At 57.7% G+C, this 25,798-nt stretch carries 21 protein-coding genes and 1 tRNA gene; 17 read left to right on the forward strand and 5 right to left on the reverse strand.

Features of this window, described 5'->3' with window-relative positions; all coding sequences use genetic code 11:
• Positions 1-169: 169 nt before the first annotated feature.
• The 4 genes from ACOYXI_RS03475 to ACOYXI_RS03490 all read right to left on the reverse strand — a co-directional run bounded on the left by ACOYXI_RS03475 (position 170) and on the right by ACOYXI_RS03490 (position 2,880).
• A complete protein-coding gene (locus ACOYXI_RS03475; protein WP_134786166.1) occupies positions 170-532 on the reverse strand; it encodes a DUF6124 family protein in 363 nt (120 codons plus the stop codon).
• 362 nt (positions 533-894) lie between these two features.
• On the reverse strand, positions 895-1,368 hold the full coding sequence (locus tag ACOYXI_RS03480; RefSeq protein WP_098968367.1) for a MaoC family dehydratase: 474 nt from the start codon (positions 1,366-1,368) through the stop codon (positions 895-897).
• A 26-nt stretch (positions 1,369-1,394) separates the two neighbouring features.
• A complete protein-coding gene (gene panB / locus ACOYXI_RS03485; RefSeq protein ID WP_003224363.1) occupies positions 1,395-2,237 on the reverse strand; it encodes a 3-methyl-2-oxobutanoate hydroxymethyltransferase in 843 nt (280 codons plus the stop codon).
• Positions 2,238-2,262: 25 nt separating this feature from the next.
• Positions 2,263-2,880 carry a LysE family translocator gene (locus ACOYXI_RS03490; RefSeq protein ID WP_461675538.1) on the reverse strand — a complete coding sequence of 206 codons (618 nt, stop codon included), beginning with the start codon at positions 2,878-2,880 and terminating at the stop codon, positions 2,263-2,265.
• A 179-nt stretch (positions 2,881-3,059) separates the two neighbouring features.
• Between ACOYXI_RS03490 and ACOYXI_RS03495 the strand changes: the two genes are divergently transcribed.
• The 5 genes from ACOYXI_RS03495 to ACOYXI_RS03515 all read left to right on the forward strand — a co-directional run bounded on the left by ACOYXI_RS03495 (position 3,060) and on the right by ACOYXI_RS03515 (position 7,829).
• Positions 3,060-3,512, forward strand: coding sequence for an Lrp/AsnC family transcriptional regulator (locus ACOYXI_RS03495; protein ID WP_045122414.1), 453 nt, complete (start codon positions 3,060-3,062; stop codon positions 3,510-3,512).
• 55 nt (positions 3,513-3,567) lie between these two features.
• Entirely contained in the window at positions 3,568-4,440 is an 873-nt protein-coding gene (locus ACOYXI_RS03500) for a helix-turn-helix domain-containing protein (RefSeq protein WP_134786167.1), read from the forward strand.
• A gap of 117 nt (positions 4,441-4,557) precedes the next feature.
• Positions 4,558-5,826, forward strand: a complete 1,269-nt coding sequence (locus tag ACOYXI_RS03505) for a DUF1479 domain-containing protein (protein WP_134786168.1) — start codon at positions 4,558-4,560, stop codon at positions 5,824-5,826.
• 194 nt (positions 5,827-6,020) lie between these two features.
• Complete coding sequence (locus ACOYXI_RS03510) at positions 6,021-7,280, forward strand: IS256 family transposase (RefSeq protein WP_134785609.1); 1,260 nt, start codon at positions 6,021-6,023, stop codon at positions 7,278-7,280.
• 297 nt (positions 7,281-7,577) lie between these two features.
• On the forward strand, positions 7,578-7,829 hold the full coding sequence (locus ACOYXI_RS03515; protein WP_461674319.1) for a DUF2790 domain-containing protein: 252 nt from the start codon (positions 7,578-7,580) through the stop codon (positions 7,827-7,829).
• A gap of 45 nt (positions 7,830-7,874) precedes the next feature.
• On the opposite strand, the gene ACOYXI_RS03520 is transcribed toward ACOYXI_RS03515, so the two are convergent.
• Entirely contained in the window at positions 7,875-8,819 is a 945-nt protein-coding gene (locus ACOYXI_RS03520) for a LysR family transcriptional regulator (protein ID WP_210559175.1), read from the reverse strand.
• An 86-nt stretch (positions 8,820-8,905) separates the two neighbouring features.
• Here ACOYXI_RS03520 and mug point away from each other — a divergent pair, with 86 nt between their 5' ends.
• From mug to ACOYXI_RS03580, 12 genes are all read left to right on the forward strand, one after another.
• Positions 8,906-9,427, forward strand: a complete 522-nt coding sequence (gene mug, locus ACOYXI_RS03525; RefSeq protein ID WP_461675539.1) for a G/U mismatch-specific DNA glycosylase — start codon at positions 8,906-8,908, stop codon at positions 9,425-9,427.
• A 304-nt stretch (positions 9,428-9,731) separates the two neighbouring features.
• The gene (locus ACOYXI_RS03530; protein WP_027613808.1) at positions 9,732-10,247 is read left to right on the forward strand and encodes an Hcp family type VI secretion system effector; all 516 of its coding nucleotides are present in this window, start codon (positions 9,732-9,734) and stop codon (positions 10,245-10,247) included.
• Positions 10,248-10,371: 124 nt separating this feature from the next.
• Positions 10,372-13,293 carry a type VI secretion system Vgr family protein gene (locus ACOYXI_RS03535; RefSeq protein ID WP_461674320.1) on the forward strand — a complete coding sequence of 974 codons (2,922 nt, stop codon included), beginning with the start codon at positions 10,372-10,374 and terminating at the stop codon, positions 13,291-13,293.
• The gene (locus tag ACOYXI_RS03540) at positions 13,290-17,921 is read left to right on the forward strand and encodes an RHS repeat-associated core domain-containing protein (protein WP_461674321.1); all 4,632 of its coding nucleotides are present in this window, start codon (positions 13,290-13,292) and stop codon (positions 17,919-17,921) included. Before ACOYXI_RS03535 ends, ACOYXI_RS03540 begins: the two co-directional genes overlap by 4 nt.
• A 2-nt stretch (positions 17,922-17,923) precedes the next feature.
• The gene (locus ACOYXI_RS03545; RefSeq protein WP_461674322.1) at positions 17,924-18,112 is read left to right on the forward strand and encodes a DUF6360 family protein; all 189 of its coding nucleotides are present in this window, start codon (positions 17,924-17,926) and stop codon (positions 18,110-18,112) included.
• 126 nt (positions 18,113-18,238) lie between these two features.
• The gene (locus ACOYXI_RS03550) at positions 18,239-18,502 is read left to right on the forward strand and encodes a PAAR domain-containing protein (protein ID WP_096821618.1); all 264 of its coding nucleotides are present in this window, start codon (positions 18,239-18,241) and stop codon (positions 18,500-18,502) included.
• A gap of 117 nt (positions 18,503-18,619) precedes the next feature.
• Positions 18,620-23,326 (forward strand): RHS repeat-associated core domain-containing protein, encoded by a 4,707-nt coding sequence (locus tag ACOYXI_RS03555; RefSeq protein WP_461674323.1) that lies wholly within the window; start codon positions 18,620-18,622, stop codon positions 23,324-23,326.
• Between the two features lie 15 nt (positions 23,327-23,341).
• Positions 23,342-23,956, forward strand: a complete 615-nt coding sequence (locus tag ACOYXI_RS03560; protein WP_461674324.1) for an Imm43 family immunity protein — start codon at positions 23,342-23,344, stop codon at positions 23,954-23,956.
• Positions 23,932-24,594, forward strand: a complete 663-nt coding sequence (locus ACOYXI_RS03565) for an Imm43 family immunity protein (RefSeq protein WP_461674325.1) — start codon at positions 23,932-23,934, stop codon at positions 24,592-24,594. The genes ACOYXI_RS03560 and ACOYXI_RS03565 overlap by 25 nt, the downstream gene beginning before the upstream one ends.
• A gap of 44 nt (positions 24,595-24,638) precedes the next feature.
• Entirely contained in the window at positions 24,639-25,034 is a 396-nt protein-coding gene (locus tag ACOYXI_RS03570; protein WP_461674326.1) for a hypothetical protein, read from the forward strand.
• 24 nt (positions 25,035-25,058) lie between these two features.
• On the forward strand, positions 25,059-25,442 hold the full coding sequence (locus ACOYXI_RS03575) for a DUF1801 domain-containing protein (RefSeq protein WP_210559176.1): 384 nt from the start codon (positions 25,059-25,061) through the stop codon (positions 25,440-25,442).
• Positions 25,443-25,579: 137 nt separating this feature from the next.
• A tRNA-Gln gene (locus ACOYXI_RS03580) sits at positions 25,580-25,654 on the forward strand.
• Positions 25,655-25,798 lie beyond the last annotated feature (144 nt).

A 25,798-nucleotide genomic window follows, 5' to 3' on the forward strand; every position in this document is an offset into this window, starting at 1 on the left:
AGGCAGGCTGCAAACCATAGCAGGGCGATCTTGAGCTTTCGGAGCGAGATGTTGGGAATCTGAGAATTCGCCTATCGGTTCGTCCTGAAGGCAGATGCCTAACGCGTTCCTGTTTCTAGTTAGTCCCTCCGTGGCGACCTATTTAACGCCGCCAAGGAGGGAGCGTTCGTTATGCCGTCGGCACAACATTATCCAACGCCTGATTCACCGCCAGTTCCCCCAGCATCACCACCTGCGCAATGCCCAGCAGCGTCTTGCGAATCGGCCCCTCCACCAGCGCGGCCACATCCCCCAACATCACCGTTGCCGAACCCAGTGATTCACTGGCGTTCGCCAGCAATTCCTCGGTGGCGATTTTGGGGTTGGCCAGGAACATGGCGTTGGGTGTGTAGGGCGTGGCCATGATTTGGCTGGCGGGGTTCAGGTAGTGGTCGAGGGCGCGTTCGGCGGCTTCGCTGAGTTTTCGGGAATCGGAGGATTCGTAGGGTGAGACCGTTTCGGTTACGGGTGGGTTTGGTGTGACCTTGAACATAGTGACGCTCCATATGTGGCTAAGGGAACCATCACATTCGCTACCAAACGAGGGTGGTGGCCATTACGAAGGTTGGTAGACCGGCACACATGGAAAAACCGGCGCGCTCGAAAGCGCCCTGCGCATGGCCACCATAAAACACAGGCGCCAGAAGGCATCTGCGTAAGGTGACGTTTTGCGCCATGTGTGAAACCGGGCTACCAAACCCGATCGCTGCTTTATCAGCGACCGACCCACGATAGAACCCGCACTCTAGGCGCACAAGCCGGCGGATTCTGGCGTAGTCGTAGGCAATGGCGCAAGGCGTTGTAGCCTTGGGGACGTAACACCGGGTGTCATATAAACAACTCTGTTTAAACGCGTCATCGCGCGCCATTGGTAGGGTCGCCCTCGGCCAGCATGTGTTTCATGTATTCGCGTTCTGGCGCGCCGGGCAGGACGCCGGTGGTGATAGCTTCGAGCACGGTGATGTGTTGTTCGTTGAAGACGCTGACTTCGGCTGTTGCGTGGCCTCGCTCGTCGATGCTGGTGATGAGCCAGTGGCAGGTGATGGTTTCGCCGGGATAGACGGGGCGCTTGAACTGGAGGTTCATGCCGGTGGCGAGCCAGCCGATCTGGCCGCCGATTTCGGTCATCAGGCTGGCCGTGAGCAGGCCGTGGGTGATCGGCGCTTTGAATGCTCGCAGTTGCGCATAGTGCGCGTCGCAGTGGACGGGGTTGTAGTCGCGGGACAGTTGCGCGAAGTGATGGACGTCGTCGGGTGTGAAACGGCGGACGACGTTGAAGCGGTCGCCCACCTTGAGGCCTTCGGCGGCGCGTTGTCTCGGGGTTTGCATGGGGGCCTCCTGCTGCTGGCGGTTGGTTAAAAGGTGTGTTCGGGGCCGGGGAAGGTGCCGGCCTGTACGTCGTCGGCGAAGTCTCTGGCCGCCGTTTGCAGGACGCTGCGCAGGTCGGCGTACTGTTTGACGAAGCGCGGCAGACGTCCCTGGCGCAGGCCGGCCATGTCTTGCCAGACCAGCACTTGCGCGTCGCACTGATTGCCGGCGCCGATGCCCACAGTGGGGATCGCCACCGCTTGAGTGATCGCTGCGCCAACGTCGCCGGGCACCATTTCGATCAGCAGGGCGAACGCGCCGGCGGCTTCCAGCGCTTTGGCGCTGTCGATCAGGCGCTGCCCGTCTTCGCCCCGACCTTGTACACGATAGCCGCCCAATTGATGTTCCATCTGCGGGGTGAAACCGATGTGGGCCATGACCGGGATGCCCGAGACGCTGAGCTTGGCGATGTGTGGCAGCAATTCGACACCGCCCTCGATCTTCACCGCATGGGCGCCAGCCTCCTTCATGAAACGCACGGCGGTTTGCAGGCATTGTTCGGGTGAAACCTGGTACGAGCCGAAGGGCAGGTCGGCGATGACCAAGGCCCGCCGGGTTGATCGGGTGACGGCGCGCACCAGCGGGAGCAGTTCGTCGACGGTCACGGCCAAGGTCGAGTCGTTGCCAAACACGTTGTTGGACGCTGAGTCGCCGACCAGCAGGACGGGAATGCCGGCGTCCTCGAAAATTACTGCGCTGTACATGTCGTACGCGGTCAGCATCGCCCATTTGCGCCCTTCGACTTTCATCTGTTTGAGCTGCGGGATGCGCAGGCGTGTTGCCGGCTTGGTTAGGGCAGTGGTGTCGTAGGGTGAGGTGTGTTCGGTCATTGGCAGATCTCGTCAGGAGGAAGAATCAGGCGTGCAGCTGTTCGATCAGCAGCCCCAGCGCAATCGCAATCATGATCAGCCCTGAAACTCGACTGACCCTGCGTGCCGCTGCAGGCCGGGCGCGCAGTACCACCTGTGAGCCAAACCCGACCAGCAGATAGATCACCGCGCAACTGGCGGTATGCACCAGGCCGAGCGCGACCATTTGCAGCGGCACGGGCCACGGCGCGCCGGCGTCGGTGAATTGCGGCAACAGGGCGAGAAACAGCAAGAACACTTTCGGGTTGAGCCCGCTCACGCAAAGACCCTTCAAGGCCCAGCGCGCCCATGAGTCGCTGGTCTGGCTCGCTGCGGCGTGCAGAGTGGAAGGGCGGGCGAACAGATTGGCGCCCAGCCACAGCAGGTAACCGGCGCCGGCTACGGTCAGTGCTGTCAGGGCCAGCGGATGTCCGGCGATCAGCGTGCCTACCCCGGCCGCCACAATCAGCGTCGCGAGTAAGTGCCCGGACAGCAGACCGCCCACGGCGGGGAGTACGACGCGGTGCTTCAAGCCTGCGGAAATCGCGTAGGCCCAGTCGGCGCCGGGGGTGATCACAAACAGAATCGATACCGCCCAGAAAGCGGCGAATACGCTGAAGGTCATGGCGTCACCCATGGCCGTTGACGTGGCGTTGCTTTGCTCATGTTGGTTTTCCATCAATCAAGTGCCGCGCCGGTTGCAGCGGTGCGGCAGTTTTTGGTTGAGGGAGAATAAGCAAACTCGGCTAGAATATTTTTCCAAAGATGGTCGTCATGGCGCATCAGATTAGAAGGTTTTATTGCGTGGACAGAACTGATCGGAAGATTCTTGCTGAGCTGCAAAAGGATGGTCGGCTGTCGGTCACCGAACTGGCCGATCGCGTGGGCCTGAGCCTTTCACCCTGCCACCGCCGCGTGCGGGCGCTGGAAGAGTCCGGGGTGCTGCTCGGCTACCGGGCAAAACTCGACCCCGCCGCGCTGGGCCTGAACTTTTCCGCGATGGTCTTCGCCACGTTGCGCGAAGGCGACCGGCAAGCGGTGGAGGCGTTCGAGGCGGCGCTGGTGGAGATTCCGCAGGTGGTGGATGCGCAACGGTTGTTCGGCGAACCGGATTATTTGCTGCACGTCATCGCTCAGGATTTGCCAGCGTTTCAGCGCCTGTATGACGAGTGCCTTTCGACTTTGCCGAATGTGCAGCGGCTGACCTCGACGCTGGTGATGAAGCGCGTGGTGCAGGATCGACCGTTGCCGTTGTAAACAGAGTGATACGATCGGGGCGTGCCTCCCACGCCACAGAGCAGAATCGTCCACCATGAAACCCAGTTTCGAAAAAATCCCCACCGAAGCCACTGCCTCCTGGACGCTGCTGAACCGGCGCCTGCCAGGGGCAATTCCGTTTGAGTGGCACCACCACCCCGAGTACGAACTGACGCTGACCTTGAACAGTCGTGGCCATCGCTATATCGGCAATGACGTCGCGGCTTACGATGACGGCGATCTGATTCTGGTCGGGCCGAATGTGCCGCATAGCTGGTCGTCGGCGGAGCGGGTCGACGCCGGGCAACCGCATGTGGCGTTGGTGATCTGGTTTTCGGCGGCGTGGGCGGAGTCGCTGGTGACGTTGTTTCCGGAGATGGGGTCGCTGCGGCAATTACTTGTGGCGGCGCGGCAGGCGTTGAGTTTCAGTGCGGCAGCGTCGCGGGAGATTCGGCCACTGATCGAGGCGATGGTTGAGCAGGAGCCGGCCGAGCGTTTGATCGCGCTGTTGACCGTGTTGAGCAAACTGACGCGGGACGTCGATGCCAGGCGAATCCTCTCTGCGTCGGACTCGCAGGCTGGCAGCCAGATTGTTGAAGACCCGCGCATCCACCGGGTTCTGGATTATTTGCATGGTCACTACGCCCAGGCCATCAGCATTCCAGCGTTGGCCGTGATGGCGTGCGTCAGTGTGTCGGCGTTCCATCGGATGTTCCGCCGTCATACGCGCTGCACGGCGTTGGACTACATCGTACGGCTAAGAGTCGGACACGCCTGTGCGTTGTTGATGCAGGGGAATACGACGGTTTCGCTGATTGCCGACGAAGTAGGGTACTCGTCGCTGGCGCTGTTCAATCGGCAGTTCAAGGCGTTGAAGGGGCTGACGCCTTCGGAGTTTCGTCGTCAGCACGGTCATCACTTTCAGTAAGCAGCGCGCCGCTACAACGCCACAATCGTATTACTTGACGCGGCAAATCAGGCTGCCGCCGACACCATCGGAAGTGGTCCCATACCTGCACCAACAACAAGGTCTGCAGGTCCCCCGATGAGCAAATACCAGGCATTCGAGAGCGCAACGCTTCCGGAGAATTACCGCGAAAGTATCGTCAAAATGAAACGCACCTTGCGCGCGCAGATCGGCGATGTGCAGGGGCTGTTTGCCGAGGTCAGTGAGTTTATTGCCGGCGAGATTGCGTCGATCAAAGCCCAGGAGGCGCAGACCGGGTCGGGCTGGCCGGTGCTGGAGTTCGCTGACATCGCCGCTGGCACAGTGACTGCCGAGCAACTGGCGTTGATCAAGCGTCGCGGTTGCGTGGTGATCCGCAATCACTTCCCCCGCGAGCAGGTGTTGCAGTGGGACCAGGGGTTACTGGATTACCTCGACAAGAACCGGTTCGATGCGTTTTACCGTGGGCCGGCCGACCAGTTTTTCGGCAATCTTGAGGCGTCGCGGCCGGAGATTTTTCCGATCTATTGGTCGGCGGCGCAAATGCAGTTGCGCCAGCATGAGCGGATGGGCACGGCGCAGGCGTTTCTCAATCGGTTGTGGAAGACTCATTCGCACGGTCAGGACTGGTTCAATCCGGACATCAACGCGCTGTATCCGGATCGGGTACGTCGGCGTCCGCCGGGCACGCACTCGAAAGGCCTTGGCCCGCACACCGATTCCGGGGCGCTGGAGCGCTGGCTGCATCCGGCGTATTTGAAGGTCTTCGACAAAATCTACAGCAACGACTTCGCGGCCTACGACCCGTGGGATGCGGCGTTTCGTACCGAGGTGGATGAATACGCCTACAAGGACACGGTGAAGTGTTCGGCGTTTCGCACGTTTCAGGGCTGGACTGCGCTGTCGGACATGCAGGCCGATCAAGGCGTGCTGCACACCCTGCCGATCCCCACGGCGATGGCGTACCTGCTGCTGCGGCCGCTGCTCGATGACGTGCCCGAAGACGAGTTGTGTGGGGTGGCGCCGGGCAAGGTGCTGCCGGTATCGCGGCAATGGCATCCGCTGCTGATCGAGGGGCTAAGTCCGATTCCGGATGTGCAGGCCGGCGATTCGGTTTGGTGGCATTGCGATGTGATCCATAGCGTCGCGCCGGTGGAGAATCAGCAGGGCTGGGGCAACGTGATGTACGTGCCGGCGGCGCCGATGTGTGCGAAGAATCTGCGCTATGCGCGGGATGTGTTCAGGGCGTTTGAGCAGGGGGCGTCGCCGGATGATTTTCCGCGGGAGGATTATGAGCGGGCGTGGGTGGAGCGTTTTCCGGTGGAGCGTCTGAATTCGATGGGGCGTGCGGGGCTTGGGTTGGAGTAGGTGAGTTTGGGGTTTGGGGCCGATTCGCGGCCCATCGGGACGGTGCGACGTATCGCTAAACCTCTCGGCATGGGTTTTGTGTTGTCTGGTCGCTGGCGGTCGTCTCGGGTTCTTTGTTGACTGGGCTGGCGCCATCGCGAGCGGGAGTGTCATAAATTTTGTGTTCGGGCATAACATGTCGCAGAGGTGCATGTATGCCGACCAAAAAGAGACCGGCCCGAGAGGCCCAGCGTGACCTTCCTTCCATTCCCCAAGAGCTGATCGACCAGTTCGTCAGCGGCCCGATGAGTGCCGACGCTATTCAGGATGCCGCGATGGCGTTTAAGAAAGCGCTGATCGAGCGAGCCCTTGGCGCCGAGATGGGGCACCACCTTGGTTATCCTCAGGGCGCGGAGCGCCCTGAGGATTCGAGTAATCAGCGTAATGGCAGAAGCAGCAAGACCGTGCTGACCGAAGACGGCCCGTTGCGTCTGGATATTCCCAGAGACCGCGACGGCAGTTTCGCCCCGATCCTGATCCCCAAGCACGAGCGCCGTTTCACGGGTTTCGACGACAAAATCATCGCCATGTATGCCCGTGGCATGAGCGTTCGCGAGATTCGTGCTTTCCTCTCGGAACAGTACGGCACAGATGTCTCTCATGACTTCATCAGCTCCGTCACCGATGCGGTTCTGGAGGAAGTCAGTACCTGGCAGCAACGCCCGCTTGAGCCCATGTATCCGGTCATTTTCTTCGATGCTCTGCGGGTCAAGATCCGTGACGAAGGCGTGGTTCGCAATAAGGCCATCTACTTGGCTCTGGGCGTGCTGCCGGATGGGACCCGAGATATTTTGGGGATCTGGATCGAGAACACTGAAGGTGCCAAGTTCTGGATGAAGGTCTTCAATGACCTCAAAACCCGGGGCGTCGAAGACGTGCTGATCGCGGTAACTGACGGGCTCAAAGGTATGCCGGAGGCTTTGAGTGCGGTGTTTCCAGAGACAACGCTGCAGACATGCATCGTCCATTTGATCCGCAACAGCCTTGATTACGCGGCGTGGGACAAGCGCCGTGAACTGGCCAAGGCCCTTAAGCCGATTTATCAAGCTCTCAATGCCGATGTCGCCGAACAGGCTCTGGACGCCTTCGAAGCGGGGCCGTGGGGCAAGCAGTATCCGACGATAGCGGCGGCTTGGAGACGCGCCTGGGAGCGGGTTATCCCATTTTTCGTGTTCCCACCCGCGATACGCAAAGTGATCTACACCACCAACGCGATCGAAAGCATCAATTCGCAGTTACGCAAGATCATCAAGACAAGAGGCCACTTTCCAACCGATGAGGCGGCGACAAAACTGATCTGGCTGGCGCTGAAAAACATCACCGCCAACTGGGGCAGCGCCGCCCATGACTGGAAAAGCGCCATGAATCAGTTTGCGGTTTTATATGGAGACCGATTCATCAGGCCGAACTGGTGAAATGAAGGCCTGCCTGACGGCAGGCCATTACCGGCCCGCACACAAAAAATCTGACACTCTCTCGCGAGCAGGCTCACTCCTACAGGTTTTGCGCCCGCCACAACATTCGTGAGCACTGCAAAATCCACTGTAGGAGTGAGCCTGCTCGCGAAAAGGGCACCCACGGTGTCTGGACTTATTCATCACCATTCTGGACACAGTGTTTGTCCAGCCGACCGATTTTTGCCGTGCGCTTGAACCCCTAACATCGTCTCCACTCCGTGAACAAACACGGTTCCCCACGAGACGGTGAACATCATGAAACTTGCAAAAATCGCTCTTCTTCTGGCCCTAGGCGGTATCGGCGCGCAAGTCTTTGCGGCGGATGAAACCGCACAAGTCGAGGCGTACAACTCCGCCAGCCAACTCGACATCGCTCACGTGGTGTCGATCTCCGACACTGCCAATCAGTGCGGCGCGGTGCCGGTGCAGATGACTTATGACGACTCAACCGGCGCGCAACACGTCGTGCAATACCAAGTGATGGGCAGCGGTTGCTCTAACGGTTAATGGTCGATGCCGGTGCTGGAGGGTCGACACTCCAGGTCTGCGGCACTAAGCATCAGCGAGTTGCTTGGCCCCAGCCATGTCTTCATCCGATGCCAACAGTTGCGGGATGGCGGTTTTCAGGAACTCCACCCAGGTCTTGATTTTGGCGTCGACGAATTTGCGCGACGGGTAGATCGCGAACAGGTTGTATTCCTCCAGGCGGTACTGCGGCAGTACCCGCACCAGTGTGCCTCCGACCAATCCTTCGACGGCTGATGCCAGCGGCTGAATGCCGATGCCCATGCCATTTCTGATCGCCGTGGCCATGCCGTCGGCGGTGTTGATGTGGAAAGGGGAGTCGGGGATATTCTGGGTTTCCATGCCTTGAGGCCCTTCGAACACCCAGTTGTCTGCGGGCATCACCGTGTTGACGATGCGCAGGCAGTCGTGCGCGGCGAGGTCGGCGGGTGTGGCGGGGTGGCCGTGTTTGGCCAGGTACGCCGGTGAGGCGCAGAGGATGCTGTAAGTAGTGCCCAGGCGTTGCGCGACGAAGCCGGAATCCGGCAGGTCGCGGGCGAGGACGATCGACATGTCGTAGCTTTCTTCGAGCAGGTCGGGCAGGCGATTGCTCAGGGTCAGGTCGAACATCACCGTGGGGTGAATTTCGCGGTAGCGGGCGATCGCATTGATCACATAGTGGTTGCCGATGGCGGCCATGGCGTGGATCTTCAGACGCCCGACCGGCAAGGTCTGCGCGGTGCCGGCTTCGTCATCGGCCTCGCGCAGGTCATCGAGAATTTTCTCGGCGCGCTGCAAATAACGCACGCCGGCTTCGGTCAGGGCGAGGCGGCGAGTGGTGCGGTTGATCAGGCGCGTGTGCAGCCGGGCTTCGAGGCTGGAGACGGCTTTGGAGACGTTGGTCGTGGTGGTGTCGAGCACGTCGGCCGCAGCGGTGAAGCTGCCGCTCTGGGCCACGGCGACGAAGCAGCGCAGGGTCTGAATAACGTCCATCGTTGTGCTTGGCTCTGTGGCTGGGATGGCCATTCTAGGGTTTGCCGTGGGTGGTGGTGCAAATGTTTGCGAATGAGGGCGGGCGCATGGCGGGTGAAGGGCTTGAAGACATTCTGGCGCCGGGGCTTTCGGTGGTGTTCTGCGGGATCAATCCGGGATTGCTCGCGGCGGCGCAGGGGCATCATTTTGCCGGGCGCAGTAATCGCTTCTGGCGCACCTTGCACTTGGCCGGGTTCACCCCGCATGAGGTGCCGGCGGAGGAGGATCGAAGCATCCTGCAATTTGGCTGCGGCTTGACGGCGGTGGTCGAGCGGCCGACGGCGCGGGCGGATCAATTGGCGGCGCAAGAGTTCGCCGCTGCCGCCCTGAGCTTTGAGCAGAAGATCACCCGCCATGCGCCGCGCTTTGTGGCGTTTCTCGGCAAGGCTGCATATGCGGCGTTGACGGGGCAGAAGGTGGTGGCGTGGGGGCCGCAGGCGAAGACCTTCGGTGGCGCGCACGTGTGGGTGTTGCCGAACCCGAGCGGGAGGAACCTCGCGTTCAATCTTCAGCAGTTGGTCGACGCTTATCGTCAACTGCAGGTGGCGTTGTCAGCGTCGAAAATCTAAACATCACCACTGCGCAAAAAGTTGCGCAGTAGTTTCACGGATTTCACCCGAGAATCTACTTGAAACCCTTATAAACCGTGCCCTTCAGCCAAGTGCGCAAGAACTTGCACAGTACTGCGCAACTTCTTGCGCACTTTTTTCTGTTTATCGAAATTTTAAACGCCTAAACGCAAAGGCATTGCCGCCAACCCCTTGATCCATAATGGCTAGGTGATAGCTGGCACGGAACTGATATCCGAGCAGACACCCGGACAGGCAATGGTGCTTGTCGGTTGTGTATTTTTCGAGCAAGGAGAGCATCCCCATGGCAACACCAGCGTACATGTCCGTCACTGGCGAAAAACAAGGTCTGATCACTGCCGGCGCGTTCACCGCCGACTCCGTGGGTAACACCTTCCAGGAAGGTCACGAAGACCAGGTCATGGTTCAGGCCTTCACCCACGACGTGATCATCCCGCGTGATCCGCAATCCGGTCAGCCAACCGGTCAGCGTGTGCATAAGCCAGTGGTCATCACCAAGGTCTACGATAAGGCTTCGCCTCTGCTGCAAGCGGCGCTGACTTCCGGCGAGCGCATGAGCGAAATCGTTATCCAGTGGTACCGCACTTCGGCTCAAGGTACTCAAGAGCACTACTACACCACCAAACTGGAAGACGCGATCATCGTCGCCATCAACAACAAGATGCACAACTGCCAGGACCCGTCGAACGCCCACTTCACCCACCTGGAAGAAGTGCAGTTCACCTACCGCAAAATCACCTGGACCCACGAAGTCTCCGGTACTTCGGGTTCCGATGACTGGCGTGCTCCAGTCGTTTAATCGCGACTGATGGTTGTACTGCCCCGGCCAGTGCGGCTGGCCGGGGCTGCTCTTAACAGAATTTTTTGCGTGCGCCACGCTTCATGGAATGGCGCCCGTCGCAGCATTGCGCGAGGAACAAGGGATGTTCTCACCGGCCAATCAGCCTCATTTCAATCTGACCATCGATGGCGCGGACAGCGATTTCCAGGTGCTGTCGTTCACCGGGAAAGAGGCGCTCAACACCCCCTTCGAGTTTGAGCTGGAACTGGTCAGTGAGAAAGCCTCGATCAACCTCGAAAGCCTGCTGCACAAACTCGCGTTCCTGCAGCTGTCGCCCAGCGGCACGGGGATTCACGGGCTGATCTACAGCATCGCCCAGGGCGAGGCCGGTAAGCGCCTGACCCGCTATAAAATCTCCCTGCGCCCGCAGCTGTCGTACCTCGCGCATCGGGTCAACCAGCGCATCTTCCAGCAGATGACCGTGCAACAGATCATCAGCAAGGTGCTGGAAGAACACGGCATTCTCGCCAGTGACTATCACTTCCAACTGAGCGCGATTTATCCGGAGCGCATCTACTGCGTGCAGTACGACGAAAGCGATCTGCATTTCGTCCAGCGCCTGTGTGAGGAGGAGGGGATTCACTACCACTTTCAGCACACCGCCAGCGGCCACAAACTGATGTTCGGCGATGATCAGACGGTGTTTCCGAAACTGGCGCCAGTGGCTTATCAGCAGGACTCTGGACTGGTCGCCGATCAACCGGTGGTCAAGCGTTTCGGTCTGCGCCTGGTCACGCGCACCAGCCGCACCACGCGGCGTGATTACGACTTCGTCAAACCGAAGATCGAGCTCGAAAGCGATGCCAAGAGCAGCGCTCAGCCGGATCTGGAAGATTACGATTACCCGGGGCGTTTCGTAGATCGCGAGCGCGGCAAGCACCTGGCCAATCGCGCACTGGAACGCCATCGCAGCGACTATCGTCTGGCCGAGGGCAACAGCGATCAGCCGATTTTGGTCAGCGGGCATTACCTCGCCCTGACCGAACACGCCAACCCGACCTGGAACGATCTGTGGCTGCTCACCGAGATCTTCCACGAAGGCAAACAGCCGCAAGTGCTGGAAGAGTCGGTGACCAGCGACACCACCGACAACAAGGACGATTTCCACCAGGGCTACCGCAACCGCTTCAATGCGATCCCGTGGGACGTGCCGTACCGGCCGCCGCTCGACCACCCGAAACCAAAAGTCCTCGGCACCCAGAGCGCCGTGGTCTGCGGCCCTGAGGGCGAAGAGATCTACTGCGACCAGTACGGTCGGGTGAAGGTGCAGTTCTTCTGGGACCGCGAAGGCGAGCACGACGACAAGACCAGTTGCTGGATGCGCGTGGCCTCGAACTGGGCTGCCGAAACCTTTGGCGCGATCAACATTCCGCGGGTCGGCATGGAGGTGTTGATCACCTTCCTGGAAGGCGATCCCGACCAGCCGCTGATCACCGGTTGCCTGTACCACGGCGCCAACCTGCCGCCGTACAAACTACCGGACTTCAAGACTCTGGCCACGGTCAAGAGCAAGGAATACAAGGGCAGCCGCGCCAACGAACTGCGCATCGACGACACCACCAGCGAGATCAGTATCGCGCTGCGCAGTGACCACGGCGCCAGTGCGATCAACCTCGGCTACCTGACACACCCGCGCCCGAGCGGCGGGCAGCCGCGTGGCGAAGGTTTCGAGTTGCGCACCGACCGCCATGGCGCGGTGCGTGCTGGCGCCGGTCTGTTGATCACCACCGAGCCGCGCCCTAACGAATCGAAGCACCACAAGGATTTGCCGGAAACCGCCGAGCGCCTCGCCACCGCGAGCGATCAGCAGGACGGTTTCGCCACTCAGGCCAAAGAGCTTCAAGCGCAAGAGGCCGGCGATCAGGACGATGTGGCCAAGGCGTTGCACGCGCAGCATCAAGGTGTGCTGGGCAGTGGCCCGGCGAACATGACCGCCAATGAATTCCCTGAATTCACCGAGCCGCATCTGGTCCTCGCCAGCCCCGCCGGCATCGCCCTGACCACGCCGCGCTCCAGCCATATCGCCACCGGTGAACACCTGGCGCTGAGTAGCACCGGGCACACCAGTTTTTCCATCGGCAAACGCCTGCTGGCCAGTGCCAGCCGTGGCATGCGTCTGTTCGTGCAGAGCATGGGCTGGCGCCTGGTCGCGGCCTCCGGCGACATCGACGTCAAGGCCCTCAAGGACAGCATCAACCTGCTGGCCAAACTCAACATCACTGCCAATGCTGACCGCATCACCATCACCGCCAAGACCGAACTGGTGATCCAGGGCGGTGGCAGCGCCACCACCTACAACGCCGGCGGCATCACCCACGCCACTACGGGCCCGTACACCGCGCACGCGGCGAACTTCGCCTACACCGGGGCGAAAAGTCTCGCCGGGGTATTCCCGGAACCGCCGAAACCGGGCAAAGGCAATCTGGAGCTGTTCAACCAGTACGCCGGGCGTCAGGGCATCAAGGAAGGCGACTACGAAGTCATCGACGCCCTCGGCAAAAGCATCAAGGGCAAGCTCGACGCCAAGGGTTTCGCCAGCGTTTCTGGCGCTGCACCAGGCCCCGCGCGTGTGTTGTTCGGCAAGGATCCGGCGGACACCTGGAGTGAGGGCAGCTACATCGGCAAAGCGGAGTGGCCGCTGAAACCGCCAGCCGCAGAAGACGTGCCGAGCCAGGTGCAGGCGATGGTTGCGCAGGTTCTGCCGAACAAGAACTGGGACGTGCTGGAGAAGGGCAAGGACATGGCGCAAGCAGGGATGAATGCGATGCAGACGGCGCAAGGCGCACTGCAAACGGCGCAGCAGGTGAAAGGGGCGGTGCAGGGCGGGGCGGCCGGGTTGCCGAAACTGGCGAGTGCGGCGCTGCCGAGTGCGGCGCTGCCGAGTGCATCAAGGATTCTGGGTGCGGCGAGCAAGAGCGGCAAGTTGCCGGGGTTGCCGGCGCCGAGGTTGCCTGAACCTTCCTTGAAAACTCCGGGCCTGTTGGCCGGTGAGATGCTGTCATGACCACTGAAAATGCTGTTGTAAAACGTGAGCCTCAAGTTGCCATCGTTCCACTGAACACCATCGACATCAAGGATGTCGGGCGCGGTGCCGCCAGGTTTGACGCCTGGCTGCAATCGATCAGTGGTGGTGTGGTCACGCTTGAACGGGTCAAGAACGTCGCCGGAGCGCTCCCGGTAGTCGGCAATATCATGGCATTGGTTGATGCGCTCGGGGACGTTGTCACCCTGGCCAAAAGCAAGCAACGCCAGGTATTGGACTGGGTCAGTCTGGGCATCAACCTGATCGGTGTATTGCCGGCTCCACCGACGATGGCCTCTGCGCGAATGACTTTGCGCCCGACGTTGTCGCTGGTACGTCAAGAGCTGCGTAACAGCGCGAAAATGTTGTTGGGCGATTCGCTGATTGAAGTTCTGATCGGACATTTGAATGCCACCATCGTTGGCACAATCGATGACTTTGTCGAGCAGGCGAAGCCCAAACTAGCGAGCATTTTGGACGACGCGGGCGAGCTCGGCCAGAAAGCAGTGAACGAGATAGCCAAAGGACTGGAGACCGTCATCAACGGCAAGCTCGACGCGAAAGGTGATATGCAGGCGGCGAGCGCCAAGATGAGTGCCGCCGGTGGTCAACTGATGCACGATCCCAAGGCCGCCATCAGCAATATCTTCGGCGCCGCTTTCAGTGCATACAAGGCCGCTGGCAAGGGTGTTGCCAACAGTGCAGCGAAGAATCTGCTGCCGGACAGTGCCAAGGCTCTGGTCCTGACCAACACATCAATGCTGCGCACCCTGGGTGCGGATCTGAGAGTCCAGATGAAGAAGCTCGGCGATCCGGGCGTGCAGCACTCCATCGGTTGGCTGCTGCAGATGCTCGCGGGTGCTGTAGTGACCTGGCGTAAACGCCGTGGGCAAGGACAAAGTGCGGGCGTCAAACCGAACACGACAACTCAGGCAAAACACCAGGCCGGCGAAGGTCGGCTTGAGGCCAGCAATCACCAGGCGCCGGCGTCAGGCAATTGCAATAGCTGCAAGAATGGTGTTCCGCCAGGTACCAAGCGCAGTATCAGTTTTGCCATGGGAACCGAGACCCTCAGCCATACGGATTTCAGCCTGCCTGGCTCATTCCCGATTGAATGGAGCCGCACCTACCACTCCGGGCTTGATGCCTATGACGCCGGCATGCTTGGTGCGCGCTGGATTACTCCCTTTACCATGCGTTTTGACTGCGTTGACGATGCTGTGGTGTTTCATGACACGGATGGACGCAGCCATGCCTATCCACTGCCGAAATCAGGGCTCTTTCATTACGACGCCATCGAGAATTTTTCCGTCGTGCGCGTCAGCGAAGATCAACTGCTGCTTTGCCGGGGACTTGAGCGAAAGGAAACCTATGTCCGGTTCGGCCAGCGTTTTTTACTCGTCAACGCGGTACTGCGGAACGGTGCTGGCGTCATGCTGCATTACGAACATCGGCATGGCGATAGTCATGTGCTTTCCGATGTTATTACTTATCAGGGTGATATCTCTGAGGTGCAGCGTCATTTAGGCACGATGATCGATGACCAGGGGCGAGTAACCGGCATCTGGGAAATTCGCAATGGTGTTCCTGAGCGCCAGCTCTGCGCTTATCAATACAATCGCGAGGGTGACCTTGTCCTGGCACAGGATGAACACAGTGCCGCCTGGTCATATCAGTACCGTCATCACTTGCTGACTCGTTACGCCGATCGAACCGGCCGCGCAATGAACATCGATTGGCAAGGTTCGGGGGCGGATGCCAAAGCCGTGCGCGAGTGGGCTGACGATGGCAGTTTTGATACGCGGCTGGAATGGGATGAAAATATCCGTCTGACCTATGTCACGGATGCTCATGGAAACGAGACATGGCACTACTACGACATACTTGGCTATACGTATCGCATTCGTCATTGCGATGAGCGCTCTGAATGGTTGTTCCGTGACGATGCCAAGAACGTGATTCGTCATGTCCATGTCGACGGAACGACTGACCGTTACAGCTACGACGAACGAGGAAACCTGCTGTCGCACATTCGTGCGGATGACAGTGAAGTTCATTTTGCTTATGACGATCAGGATCAATTGATCAGGATCAGCGACGCCGAGGGAGGGCAGTGGCATCGCAGTTATGACGATGTCGGCAATCTGGTTGAAGCCGTAGACCCCTTGGGCAACAAAACCGAATACGCCTATACCCTTGCGGGTTTGCCTAAAACAATAAAGGATGCTGACGGCAACCAGAAAAAATTCGATTACAACGCTGCCGGACAACTGGTGGAATACGTCGATTGTTCCGGGAAGACCAGCGCCTGGCAATATGATGAACTTGGCCAGATGATTGGCTTCACCGATGCGGCGGGGCAATCGATCGAGTACCGATACGAGGCCGGGCAGTTGGTGTGGGTCAAGCACCCGGATAATACCGAGGAGCATTACAAACGCGACGCAGAAGGTCGTTTATTGGCGCATGTTGACGCACTGGATCGCTGCACTACATGGAGTTACACCGATGCCGGTCTGATTGCAGAGCGGGTCGATGCCGCCGAGCAAACCTTACGGTACCGCTGGGATCGTCTGGGGCGCCTCATCGCGCTGGAAAACGAAAACGAACAGAGTGCCGAGTTTAAATATGATCCGGCCGGCCGATTGTTGGCGGAGAAGGATTTTGACGGGCGCTTCCTTCGCTATCAATACGACCCCGAAAGCGGGCGGATGGTCAATGTAGTCAATGGTGATCGGGTCATCGGCGTCACTTTCGATCCGATGGGCCGGGTGACCAGGCGCCATGCACAACGAGGCGGCGAGTCTCAGACAGAGACTTTCGATTACGACGGCAATGGCAACCTCTTGCAGGCTTGCAATGCTCATAGCCGACTGCAATGGTTTCATGATCCAGCCGGCAATGTCGTCCGAGAGCACCATCATTACCTCTTTCTGGATCAAGGCTCGGTCGCGATCTGGCAGCATGAATATGATGTGCTCAATCAGCGCGTTGCAACGGTACGTCCCGATGGTCATCGGGTCAGCTGGCTGACTTATGGCAGCGGTCACTTGTTGGCTCTGCGTCTGGATGAGCATGATCTGGTGGCATACGAGCGCGATGAGTTGCATCGTGAAATCGCTCGCCACCAAGGTAACAAACTGTTCCAGGCACAAAGCTGGGATCCTGCCGGGCGACTGCTTCAGCAATTGCTGGGACGCAGTGATGATAAATCGACACTGCTCAAGCGTGACTACGGCTACGACGCTGTCGGGCAACTGACTGGCGTAAGTGATAGTCGGCGAGGCCCATTGTCTTATCAATATGACCCGGTCAGTCGTTTGCTCAGTGCAACAAGTCGGCTGGGTACCGAGACGTTTGCGTTCGACCCTGCCAGTAACTTGCTCGAAACCCGACACAAGGGCATTCGACGTCCGCTGGATCCAGATCCTTTACAGTGGAAAACGCTCGATAACGTTGTGCGTGAGTACGATGGCACGCGCTATGAATATGATGAGCGAGGCAATCAGGTTGGCCGTTGGAAAGACGGTATCCATAGCCAGCTGAGTTGGGATTTGTTTGACCGACTTGCGCACTTTGAAGACTCCCGACTGTCCGTGGAGTTTATCTATGACGCACTGGGCCGCAGGTTGTGTAAAAAGTCCCGGGCGCACTACAAGCAACAGCGCGAGGCGGGCTCTGAATGGAATCGCATTGAACACGCGCGGTTACAGCGTGAGTATGGTTGTGGGGTCTCCCTATATGGTTGGGATGGAGATAACCTGGCTTGGGAAAGCACGCCGTCTGAGCTGGATGGAGAGACGGGTAAAACCGTGCACTACATTTTTGAGCCAGGGTCATTCGTGCCAGTCGCCCAAGGGCTGATAAAACAACCGATCAACTTGATCAGTGCCTCGGTTCAAAGGCATGAATATGACATTGCCGAGGATCCGCTGTGGAACCCTGTTCAAACCGTGGTGCCGTTCGACAGGTTGGCCTGGTATCAATGCGATCATCTGGGGACGCCTCTGGAGCTGACGGATGAACATGGCGACATTGTCTGGAGTGCGCAGTACGAGGCGTTCGGCAACGCTCACGAAGAGCACTCGCAGATTGCAAAGAAAATCGGGCTGAGTAACCCGATCAGGTTCCAGGGACAGTTCCATGACCATGAGACGGGGCTGCACTACAACCGCTATCGTTACTATGATCCTCACTGTGGCCGGTTCATCAGCAAGGACCCGATCCGCTATGCGGGTGGGCTGAATCTTTATGCGTACGGCAAGAACCCCATAGGTTGCGTTGATCCACTTGGACTCACGACACCTCCGGTGATCACGGCAGCCGATATTACCGATAAGACACGTACGGAGATTCGTGATCTGGCCAGGCAAAAAGGACTTGTCGTTGCCAAGTCGGATGCGAGCGGCGAACCGATCAAGTGGAAATGTCCCAGCACCAATAAACAACGGTTGCGCCTGGATCGCGGACATATAGACCCGGTCACCAAACTACCTTACAACGATCCCAAGGCTGCGGTAGATCACGTGCATGCTTATGATTCCACCGGCACCGTCAAAGTGAAATCCCCGGTTGACGGCAATCCTCATTTCCCGACTACAGGCGAGTAAAGATGCAAGGCGAAGAAGGACAAGATTATTTTGAGAACAGTGATAAAACCATTCGCGTATGGATAGAGCAGGAAACGTCTATTCAGATCAAGGCAATAACTGAGCACGACGATCCGGTTGAGTTATCCGAATCAGAAGCGTTGGAGCTTGCAGAGGTGCTTCGCAAATTTGCCAGTCGTCTCTCGGACTGACTGTGCGTGACCTGTGCGCGTGCCTCGGCACCGTGATGGTGCTCTGGATGGTAGATGTGCTGATCACGCAGCGGGATTGAGCTTTGAACGGTTCTGAGCCTGCTCGCAAGTCAAAGGAGTGACAACATGAAAGACGCCATTCGCTTGGGCGACTCCACCACTCACGGTGGCAAAGTCCTCGAAGCGTTCTCCCGGACCGACCTCAACGGCAAACCGATTGCCGGGGTCGGTCACAAGGTAAGTTGCCCGTTGTGCAAGGGGATTTTTCCGATTGCCGAGGGCAGCAGCACCTACACCGTCGACGGCGTGCCCATCGCGCTCGACGGCATGAAAACCGCCTGCGGTGCCGCGTTGATTGCCAGCGGCCCGAAAGGGGCGGTTGTCAGCTGAATCACTGAATTTCGATAGGGAACCGGATCTCCGATCCGTGGCGTTGTTCGCCCGGTCATCAGAGGTCTGCGCCTTCACTAACTACCCGAAGAATCCCCGGGCCCGTTGGATCTTGTCATGACGACTGAAACTGCTGCGGTAAAACGAGAATCCCAGGTTGCTGTTGTACCGCTTAATCAGATTCAAGTAGCGGATGTCGGGCGCGATGCGGCGAAATTCGATGCCTGGCTGCAAGAAGTCAGTGGCGGTTACGTCACCCTCGAGCGCATCAAGTATTTCGCCGGAGCCCTGCCGGTTGTCGGCAACATCATGGCGCTGGTCGATGTCTTGAACGACATCGCTGTTTTATCGCGGAGTGAAAAGCGTGATCCGCTGGATTGGGTCAGCCTTGGCATCGACCTTATCGGTGTAATCCCCGTACCGGCGAATATGGCTGCCGCTCGCATGAGCCTGCGACCGACGCTTTACCTGGTCAGACAGGAAATGAAGGTCGCTGGCAAGGCGCTCTTGGGCGACGCGTTGATCAACGTGATTGCCGGCCACTTGAATGCGACGATAGTTGGCGAGATTGATCATTTCGTTAAGACAGCCCAATCCGCCTTGCCGGATTTGCTGGATAAGGCCGGGCAAAAGGGGGAGGAGTTCCTCAAGCAGATTGCCACGGGGTTGAACGCGGTTGTAGACGCTAATCTTGATGCGGACAGTGACCTCAAGCGCGCAGGGAAAAAAATCGACGGTGTGGGAGGACAGCTCCTGCATGACCCCAGCAAGGCTATCAGCAATATTTTTGATGCCGTCTACGATGTTTATAAAGCGGCCGGAAAGGGCGTAGTCAATAGTGCTGCCAAGCACTTGTTGCCTCGGGAAGCCAGGAAACTTGTCCACGATCAGACAAAAATCCTGGTGGCCATGGGGCCGGAGTTACGGGCCCAGTTAAAAAAGCTCAGTGATCCGAACATGGCGTTTTCTATCGGGGCGCTCTTGATTGTATTGGCCAAGGCTGTGGAAGCCTGGCATCTGCGCAACAAGCGTGGTGTCGCGGGCCACGTCAAGGTGGGGGGTACGAGCCAAGCCAGACACCGGGCGGGCGAGGGCCGAACTGAAGTCAGGAAAACCGAAGTACCGGCGAAGAAGAAACCCAACGCGGAAAAAAATGGTACCTGTCCCGGGACTTGCGACAGCATCAGCTTTGCGGTCGGTTCCGAAAGTATCGCTCACACGGACTTCAACCTGACCGGGCCATTTCCGATCGAGTGGACGCGTATCTACAGTTCGGACCTGCAGGCCTATGACAAGGGTGATCTCGGGGCACGATGGATTACTTCATTCACCACACGCTTTGACCTCGTCGACGGCGCCTTGCAGTTCCATGATGCGGACGGGCGCAGCCATGACTATCCGTTGCCGAAAGTCGAGCTGTTCCATTACGACGCGATTGAAAATCTCACCGTTGTTCGGGTCAGTGACGACAAGCTTTTGCTCTGCCGTGGCTTCGAACGCAAGGAAACCTATATACGTCGTGGTCAACAGTTTTTGCTGGTCGGTGTGGAGTTGCGAAGTGGCGCCGGCCTCATGCTGCATTACGAGCACCAGCAGGGTGACCGGACAGTTCTGTCTGACCTGATTACGTATGAGGGCGATCCGAGCAAGGTGCATCTGCATCTCGGCACGATGATTGACGAGCACGGGCGTTTGACCGGCCTCTGGGAAATTCGTGACGGTGAACCTTTGCGTCAACTCTGCGCCTATGTTTACAGTCCGGCAGGCGATCTGGTTCAGGCCCAGGATGAAAATGGGGCGGCCTGGAGTTATCAGTATCAACATCACCTGATCACCCGTTACACCGACCGCACTGGCCGAGGTATGAATTTGCAGTGGCAAGGCGACGGTGCCGACGCCAAGGCTATTCGCGAATGGGCTGATGACGGCAGTTTCGACACGCGTCTGGAATGGGATGAAAACATTCGTCTGGTGTATGTCACAGACGCGCTCGGTCACGAAACCTGGCACTACTTTGACAGCCTTGGTTATACCTACCGCATCCGCCACGCCGATGACCGTTCCGATTGGTTCTTCCGTGATGACGCCAAGAACGTCATTCGCCACGTTCGCGCCGATGGCCGTTCTGAACGCTACAGCTACGATGAGCGGAGCAATCTTCTCGAGCACATTCGCGCCGATGACACGGTGGTGCACTATGCGTACGACGATCTCGACCAACTGATCAAGATCAGCGATGCCGAGGGCGGCCAGTGGCTGAGGGCTTATGACGAGACCGGCAATCTTGTCGAGAGCGTCGATCCCCTGGGCAACAAGACCGAGTACGCCTACAGCCCAACGAACCTGCTAGTCGCCGTTAAAGATGCCAACGGCAATGAAAAAAAACTGGACTACAACAGCGCCGGACAACTGGTGGAGTACGTCGACTGTTCAGGCAAGACCAGTGCGTGGGAATACAACGAACGAGGGCAAATGGTCTGTTTCACAGACGCCGCCGGACAAAACACCGAATACCAGTACAAGGCCGGTCAACTCGTGCTGATCAAGCATCCGGACAAGACCGAGGAGCGTTTCGAACGGGATGCCGAGGGACGCCTGCTGGCTCACGTTGATGGTCTGGATCGTTGCACTACCTGGAGTTATACCGTCGCGGGATTGATTGCCGAACGGGTTGATGCGCTGGAGCATGCTGTCCGTTATCGCTGGGACAAACTTGGCCGTCTGGTCGCCCTGGAAAACGAAAACGAACGCCGTGCGCACTTCACCTATGACCCGATCGGCCGGCTGCTCGAAGAAAACGGTTTCGATGGCCGTTCCACTCGTTATGTGTATGAGCCGGAATCCGGTCGCCTGGTCAGAATGTACAACGGGGAGCGGTGCATCGAGCTGCGTTACGATCCGATGAACCGTGTGATTGAGCGTCGGGCCACCCTGGGCGATCAGCAGCAGAGCGAGACTTTTGCCTATGACGGCAACGGTCACCTGATTTTTGCAAGCAATTCCGATAGCCGCCTCCAATGGTTCCATGATCCGGCCGGCAACCTGTTGCGTGAACATCAACACTATCTGCAGTTGGAAAAGCCGAAAGTAGCGGTTTGGCAGCATGAGTACGACGTGCTTAACCAGCGAGTCGCGACCATTCGCCCTGACGGGCATCGCGTCAGCTGGCTCACCTATGGCAGTGGGCATTTGCTGGGAATGCGTCTGGATGAGCATGAACTGATCGGGTACGAGCGCGACGATTTACATCGTGAAGTGGCGCGGCATCAGGGCAATCGCCTGTTACAGACCCAGAAGTGGGATCCGGCAGGTCGGCTGCATGAGCAATTGCTGGGGCGCAGTGACGATAGAACGGTGCTGCTCAAACGAGACTATAAATATGACGCAGCGGGTCAGCTGAACGATGTCCATGACAGTCGCCGGGGCTCGTTGTCCTATCGTTACGATCCGGTCGGTCGGCTGATCGGTGCTGTTTCCCGGCTTGGCGTGGAAACTTTCGCATTTGACCCGGCCGGCAATCTTCTGGATGACAAGTCTTTTGAGGTCATCAGGCCGCTGGACCTTGCACCGCCGCGCAGCAAACTTATCGACAACCTGTTGCGTGAGTACGCCGGGGCGCAATATGAATACGACGCGCGTGGAAACCTGATCAAACGTTGGCATAACGGCCGTCATAGTCAGATGCGATGGGATCTGTTTGATCGTCTGGTGCATTTCGAAGACGACCGTCTGGCAGTCGATTATGCGTACGACCCGCTCGGTCGCCGACTGCATAAGAACTCCAGCGCTCATTACAAACAGCGTCCAGAAGCCGGTTCGCTCTGGAACCGCAATGAGCATGCCCGCAAACAGCGCGAATTCGGCTGCGGCTTCACGCTGTTTGGCTGGGACGGTGACAACCTGGCGTGGGAGAGCAGCCCGGCACAACACGATGGTGATACGGGGCGCACTGTTCATTATGTGTTCGAGCCGGCGACATTTGTGCCTGTGGCACAGGCATTGAGTCACCGGCCGATCAGTCTTGCCAATCAACCAACCTATGATGATGTCTACGCTCAGGAAGATGACCCACTGTGGAATCACAAGCCGATAGCTCACGCCTTTGACGACATCGCGTGGTACCAGTGTGACCACCTCGGCACACCGCAGGAGCTTACCGACCAGCAAGGTGATATGGCGTGGAGTGCACAATATAAAGCGTGGGGCAGTGCGATCGAGCAACTTTCGCCCGCGGCTCATCAACAGGGGCTGACTAACCCGATCCGCTTTATGGGGCAGTACCACGACCACGAGACCGGTCTGCATTACAACCGGCATCGATACTATGATCCGGAGGTCGGCCGCTTCATTTCTCGCGATCCGATCAGCTACGCCGGGGGGATCAATTTCTATCAGTATGCGGTCAGCCCGACGCAGTGGGTCGACCCGAACGGATTATGCAGTACTGCTCTCAATCGAGCGCTCGGCGGCACAACCCATGACAAAATGCAGGCGCATCACCTCATCCCTGAGGAGGTATGGGGAAGGCAAGCCAGCTTCTTCTCGGATATCGGAATGGGCGCAGACCGCGATAAAAAGGCAAACGGGTTACTGATGCCTGACAGTGCGGATCAGGCGAAGAAAACCAAGCGTGTTTTTTACCATTGTGGTTCGCATGGTAAGGTCTATAGCCCGATGGTTGATAACATGGTGACGACTGTCAGAACCAAATATGAGGCGGGTGTCATCGACGAAGCGCAGGCGCGCGCTCAGATATCTTCGATTCAGACAAGATTGAGAGCAAGTCTTTCAGTACCCGGCACCAAACAACGCCGACTTCGATAAGCAGGGAGAGTTGATATGGAATTTTATGTGCTTTCTCAAAAGGAAGAACCTGGTTGCCCGACTGGCTTCTTGCAAGCGGATCTTTACGATAAGTTTTACTCGGATACCAAAGATGTCGAGCATGGTTTTTTTTCGTGGTATGCGGAGAAGATCCATTACAAAACACACACACCCTATCCTGAAGGGATGGTGCTGATTTCTAAAGATAAATTCTATGATTTTGATATTAGGAGCGTGGCGCGATTTTACATAGTCAGCGACGACTTCATGTCTATCTGCAGTGATTTAGATGTAAGCGTTACCGATGCCGTTGCCATTCAGGTCGTTTCCAGACAAGGGCAAAGGATCTCGACAAAAAATTACAATGCTGTACTTTTTGAAGAGTTGGATGCGCGCTCGCAGACAGATGCTGCTTCTACCTTTATAGAAGAAGATGGATTGATTTTCAGATTCAAGAAATTAGTATTGCCTCCTGGCTTCAAACGTCATCTGTTTAAATTCAAAGGACTGATTTCAGGAAGTAATACGCTTATTTGCTCGAGTGAATTCAAGGAGCTTGCGAGCGGTATTAAAGGGGTTGGTTTTACGCCACTGGAAAATGTGACTTGGTCGGCTATCAAACCCATTTGAACGTGGCTGGTTGCAATGCGATGAATTATTATGTTCTGTCTCAAAAAGAAGAGCCGGGTTGCCCGGCAGGTATTTTATATGCCGACCTTTTTGATAAATTCTATGCGGATACAAAAGGTGTGGAGTTTGGCTTTTTCCCCTGGTATGCAGAAAGAGGTAGGCCCGGGCCACGCACTCCTTTTCCAGAGGGCATGGTTCTTATATCCAGGGAAAAATTTTATGACTTCGATATCCGTAGCGTTTCGAAGTTTTTTTATGTCGTAAGTGACGCGTTTCTGGCTGCCTGTCGCCAGGTTGAAGTCGATATTATCGATAGCGTGAGAATCAAGGTTCTGTCAGGAGCGGGTGAGAGGATCTCAAAAAAAGATTACCACGCTGTGTTGTTTGATGAGTTGGACGTGCGGGCTAACAGTGATCCGCGTTCAATATTCGTAGAGGAGAATGGCAGGCCTGTCAGGTTTGAGAAGCTGGTTTTTCCTGATGAATGGAAGTTGGATCTATTCAAATATAAACGAATGATTTCTGGTAGTGGCAGTCTGGTCTGCTCTGAAGTATTTAAAAGGTTGGCGGAGGGGTTCAAAGGTATTGAGTTTAATCCGATAGACACCGTTCGATGGTCAGGGGTCAGAAGAATCTGAAGCCATGATGGAACTTAAATCGCTCTAATATTAAAGGAATAACTATGAAAGCCACTTCTTTGATCCTCGCACTGACTGCCACTTTCGGCCTCTCCACCCTGGCACGCGCAGAAGCACCAGATCCCGCTACCCTGAAAAGCATGTATGACAGCGGTCGCAACATGTCGGGCCTGATCAAGCATTGCGTCGACAAGGGCTACCTGAAAGCGGATAGCACTGAAAACGCCAACAAGATGGTGGCGTTCGTTGCGAATATGCCGGGCGAGTTCGACAAGGCCGATGGCGACAAGAACGAAGGTCTCGGTCGCAAGGGCGAAGTGTTGGCCGACGGTCAATACAAGAGCCTGGAAGGCAACCTGCCGCCGGATCTGAGCCTCAAGCAATGGTGCGAGCAAGCGGATCAAGGGATGCGTGAGGGGCTCAAGCAAATCGGCTTGTAAACCACATCGAAGAGAACACTTGCCATGAAATCCGAAATACCACCCACCGACGCCTCGGCACTCATCGACGCTCGAATCGCCGAACTGGCCGATTGGCGTGGTGCCGTCCTCGGCGAGATTCGCAAGGTCATGCACCAGGCCGATCCCGAGGTGGTGGAGGAGTGGAAGTGGCGCGGCGTTCCGGTGTGGTCGCGGGGCGGGATCATTTGCACCGGGGAGACCTACAAGGCGGCGGTGAAGATGACCTTCGCCAAGGGCGCGGCGCTGGCTGATCCTGCGGGATTGTTCAACGCCAGCCTTGAGGGCAACACCCGCCGGGCGATTGATTTTCATGAGGGCGACAAGGTCGATGAACAGGCCTTGCAAGCGCTGATTCGCGAGGCGATTGCGCTGAATTTGTCGAAGTGAATCGTGCCGTTTGCCTCGGCTCAGAAATAACTGGCTGTTTTAAAACAAATTTTTTTGCACTCAGGGCTTCCCAAATCAAAAAAAGGTTGGTAAATTGCGGCCCATTCTCGCAGAGCTTGTTACAGAGCTTGAGATACAGGGGCGTCGCCAAGCGGTAAGGCAGCAGGTTTTGATCCTGCCATGCGTTGGTTCGAATCCAGCCGCCCCTGCCATATTCAGAAAAAACGCCAGTCCGAAAGGGCTGGCGTTTTTTTATGCGCGCGATTTGTGGCTGGGGGCTGACAGTTGCCTGAGCCGGAGCGGGGGACTGATGTAAACTGCCCGCGCGAAAGTCCCGGCGGGTTGTTGGCCGGCGA

It is taken from the genome of Pseudomonas sp. G3-19 (assembly GCF_054855875.1).